The 3,660-nt window shown below is 42.0% G+C and carries 6 protein-coding genes and 1 pseudogene; 4 read left to right on the top strand and 3 right to left on the bottom strand.

Features of this window, described 5'->3' with window-relative positions:
• From ACTXGO_RS11150 to rpmI, 3 genes and pseudogenes are all read right to left on the bottom strand, one after another.
• Nucleotides 1-150, bottom strand: a pseudogene (locus ACTXGO_RS11150) (phenylalanine--tRNA ligase subunit alpha); the annotation flags it as partial.
• Between the two features lie 199 nt (nt 151-349).
• Nucleotides 350-706: a 50S ribosomal protein L20 gene (gene rplT, locus ACTXGO_RS11145; RefSeq protein WP_317200074.1), complete on the bottom strand. Its 357-nt coding sequence runs from the start codon at nt 704-706 to the stop codon at nt 350-352.
• A 55-nt stretch (nt 707-761) separates the two neighbouring features.
• Complete coding sequence (rpmI, locus tag ACTXGO_RS11140; protein WP_317200073.1) at nt 762-959, bottom strand: 50S ribosomal protein L35; 198 nt, start codon at nt 957-959, stop codon at nt 762-764.
• A 411-nt stretch (nt 960-1,370) separates the two neighbouring features.
• On the opposite strand from rpmI, the gene ACTXGO_RS11135 reads away from it, so the two are divergent.
• The 4 genes from ACTXGO_RS11135 to tatB all read left to right on the top strand — a co-directional run.
• On the top strand, nt 1,371-1,817 hold the full coding sequence (locus ACTXGO_RS11135; protein WP_317200072.1) for a thioesterase family protein: 447 nt from the start codon (nt 1,371-1,373) through the stop codon (nt 1,815-1,817).
• A 176-nt stretch (nt 1,818-1,993) separates the two neighbouring features.
• Nucleotides 1,994-2,815, top strand: a complete 822-nt coding sequence (gene hisIE, locus ACTXGO_RS11130) for a bifunctional phosphoribosyl-AMP cyclohydrolase/phosphoribosyl-ATP diphosphatase HisIE (protein WP_443574529.1) — start codon at nt 1,994-1,996, stop codon at nt 2,813-2,815.
• Nucleotides 2,816-2,899: 84 nt separating this feature from the next.
• Nucleotides 2,900-3,175: a Sec-independent protein translocase subunit TatA gene (gene tatA, locus ACTXGO_RS11125; protein WP_435949791.1), complete on the top strand. Its 276-nt coding sequence runs from the start codon at nt 2,900-2,902 to the stop codon at nt 3,173-3,175.
• Nucleotides 3,176-3,254: 79 nt separating this feature from the next.
• On the top strand, nt 3,255-3,660 hold a 406-nt coding region (gene tatB / locus ACTXGO_RS11120; RefSeq protein ID WP_443574528.1), incomplete at its 3' end, for a Sec-independent protein translocase protein TatB.

Here is a 3,660-nt window from a genome sequence, read left to right as displayed (position 1 = left end):
ATCTTGTAAAATACGCACATCAGTGACTTGCACTACTAAAGCTTCAGCGGCGCTAGCAAACTCATTAAGCTGAGACTCATTGAGTTCACTCAGCTCTGGGGACAGGGTCGGTAGCGCCGACAAATCGGGGGTGGCAGCAGGGCTAGTCATAAGACGTGTTATTCCTGATTAAGACAAATGATTAGTGGTAAGTCATTGTAGGGGTTTGAGCAAATTTTGCAAACGCTCTACCCCAGTAGATGATCTGATATAAAAAAAGCCACCGACCAGCGGTAGCTTTTATTAATAACGCATATTACTCTTATCTAATAGATGCTTAGCATATAAGCCTCTAAAGACAGACTAATAGTTATGCTAGTTCCGCTTTTGCTTTTTCGACCAAGGCTGTAAAAGTCGCAGCATCATGCATAGCGATGTCAGCTAAAACGCGACGATCGATTGCGATGTTGGCTTTTTTCATGCCATTGATAAAGCGGCTATAGCTTAAACCGTTTAAGCGTGCACCAGCATTGATACGGGCAATCCAAAGACGACGGAAAGAGCGTTTTTTGTTGCGACGGTCACGATAAGCATATTGACCTGCTTTGGTCACTGCCTGTACCGCTACGCGATAAACACGTGAACGGGCACCGTAGTAGCCTTTTGCACGCTTTAAGATTTTTTTGTGACGGCGATTTGCCTGTACACCACGTTTTACACGGGCCATAAATTACTCCAAGAATTTTAAGATAAAATAAGCTGTATCGAGTTACAAAGATCTATTAGATGTAAGGGCACATACGACGAACTGCTGCTTCGTCAGATTTGCTTACCAACTTAAGACCACGTAACTGGCGAATACGCTTAGGTGATTTCTTGGTCAAGATATGGCTTTTGAAAGCTTGCTTACGCTTAAAGCCGTTCGCTGTTTTTTTGAAGCGTTTTGCTGCACCGCTTCTGGTTTTCATCTTAACTTTCATGATGATGTGCCTCTTTTTCTGTGTTAGAACCTGGTCGTCAAATAGTGAGTAATGCCCAGTGATTATATTCATAATCACTAAACTGCTATTTGCCTCGAGGTGGGAGGCGCTATTTTAGCAGATAGTACGCTGTTTTGCCAAAGAAATTTTGAGAGTCATAACGAAAGAGTATAGAGTGATTAATTCAAGATAAATCTAAGCTTTTATTCATATTTAATCATCGTGCAAACTTTGTATCAGGTATACTTAATTTTTTATCATTAAAAACGATGCGCTTGTACTTATCATTGTTTTTTTAAGCATCGTTTTTTAGTATCTACAATAGCAACTAAATCTACCTTGTTTATATAAATGCTTGTATATAAGTACCCGTTTATAAAAGTACCTACCTCAAACCATACTTAGGAGAAAATGGTGTCAAGCCAACCGCTGATATTTGATAGCAGAGTATTCGTTTTTGAAACCTTGCTACATGTGCGAGCTATTGAGGTCAATACAAATCAATATCTGACTCTTGAGTCTTTAACCGCGTTGATGGTGGAAGCTAGAGAACAGTTTTTGCATTTTAAAGGTATTAAAGAGATCAGCGAAAACAATCAAGGCTTGGTCGTTGACAAATTGCAAGTACACATTATTAGCCGTGCACGAGTACGTGAAGCTCTACTTTTTGAAGTGGGTATTGAGCAAATAGATGATGAAGGCGGCAGTATAGCCATACGAGTGACTCGTATGTCTGATAACTCCTTGATCGCTAATTCTCGCCAGCATTTTGTCAACTATGATTACCGTTTGCAAAAGCTTACTACCATCAACGATGTGCTCAAACAATCACTTGTACCAAAGCACCTCTTATCTTGACCTACTTATAAATAACAACTTTTATCTTCGCTATCCTTTGACACTTTAGCATTTGCACTTTGGTAAAACTTCTCTAAAATACTAAAGCGACAATGATAAATGTAATAAGTATCTATTATTCAAACCTTTGCTCATTTAGCACCTTCCCTTTGCTGTTTATAATAAGACCTTAGACTATGACTTCACCTGCTTGGCTTGACGCCATAACCTTCAATAGCGCAGGCCTAATTCCTGCGATTGCTCAAGATCACACCTCAGGACGTATTTTGATGATGGCGTGGATGAACTCTGAGGCATTGCAATTGACGGCGCAAACACAAACGGCTGTGTACTACTCACGCTCACGTGCCAAACTGTGGCATAAAGGCGAGACCTCAGGTCATACGCAGCTCGTACACGATATTCGCCTAGATTGCGATGCAGACGTCATTGTCCTTAGCGTCACCCAGATCGGTGGTATCGCCTGTCATACGGGGCGCGAGTCATGTTTTTATCAGCGTTTAGATATGTCAGGAGCAGAGCCTAAATGGCAAAGCGTGGACAAAGTCATCAAAGATCCCGCTGCTATCTATAGTATAACGTTTGCTCATTCTACTGACCCTAAAACGATTGTCGCAAATGATCAAGATGATAGTAATTTGCAAAAAAACACCATCTTAACGCAACTAGATCAGGTCTTGGCTGAGCGTAAAAGTGCAAGCGCAGAGCACTCTTATGTTGCCAGTCTGCATGCTAAAGGATTAAATAAAATCTTAGAAAAAGTTGGGGAAGAAGCGATAGAAGCGATCATCGCTGCCAAAGATTTGGCGCACTGCGATAAAAGCCTCGACTCATCAGCATACGATAAAGCGCATAATGAGCTTGTATATGAGGTGGCTGATGTCTGGTTTCATACTTTGATTGGGCTATCTTGGTTCGATATAGAATCCAAGGCTGTACTCTCTGAGCTAGGACGCCGCTTTGGCTTATCTGGTATTGACGAAAAAGCATCGCGCTAACCTGGATAATGATAACCTCAGCATAACTAAATACTTTAGATGCTATAATGCAAACACGTTTTATTAGGACATAAGGATACGACTATGGGCAGTTTTTCTATTACGCATTGGCTTATTTTGTTAGTCGTGGTGGTGATTGTATTTGGCACCTCCAAACTTAGAAATGCAGGCAAAGATTTAGGCGGGGCGGTCAAAGGCTTCAAAGAAGCGGTCAAAGATGAAGATATCGAGCATCAAAAAAAGCACCGTGTCCTTGATCATGACGCCAGCACGCAACAGAATGATAGCGCAAATGTAGGAACGAGAGTAGACGAAGTGGCGACTCCTATTAGTACTGATAACGAGAACCCCAAAGTGTAAGAACCCTAAAGTATAAAAGGCTTGCTTGTGCTAACACTTGCCTTCAACCTGTGATGCTTGATTACTATGCTTAACGACTATGTTTGATATTGGATTCTCTGAACTACTCTTATTTGGCGTGATTGCTTTGATTGTTTTGGGGCCAGAAAAATTGCCACAAGCGGCGCGCACGGCAGGTCAATGGTATGGCAAATTGCGCCGTACGATATCAACGCTGCAATCAGAGATTGAAGCGGAGCTTGATCTGGCTGAAACGCGGCAACTGATGCAAAAAGAGCTGGCTAAAATCCGTGAGACAGAAGCGGATATGCGCCGCGAGATGGCAGAGATGCGCGGTAGCATGAAAGAGTTTGAATCGTCACAGAATAAAGATATGAGCGGCAAAGACGATGAAGTAGATGACGGTGTTACAGACGACATCAAGCCGTCTGTACCTAACCAAGCTGATTACAGCTACCACTCGCAAGATCAAGAAGCGCTAGCAA

Source organism: Psychrobacter sp. T6-1 (assembly GCF_052258445.1).
Note: the sequence above shows the minus strand (reverse complement) of the source record. Positions and strands in the feature narration are given on the sequence as shown.

What these genes read in the sequence shown, in the direction of transcription:
- rplT (WP_317200074.1), bottom strand. Translation starts at nt 706, where the DNA reads ATGGCCCGTGTAAAACGTGGTGTACAGGCAAATCGCCGTCACAAAAAA.
- tatA (WP_435949791.1), top strand. Translation starts at nt 2,900, where the DNA reads ATGGGCAGTTTTTCTATTACGCATTGGCTTATTTTGTTAGTCGTGGTG.
- ACTXGO_RS11135 (WP_317200072.1), top strand. Translation starts at nt 1,371, where the DNA reads ATGGTGTCAAGCCAACCGCTGATATTTGATAGCAGAGTATTCGTTTTT.
- rpmI (WP_317200073.1), bottom strand. Translation starts at nt 959, where the DNA reads ATGAAAGTTAAGATGAAAACCAGAAGCGGTGCAGCAAAACGCTTCAAA.
- hisIE (WP_443574529.1), top strand. Translation starts at nt 1,994, where the DNA reads ATGACTTCACCTGCTTGGCTTGACGCCATAACCTTCAATAGCGCAGGC.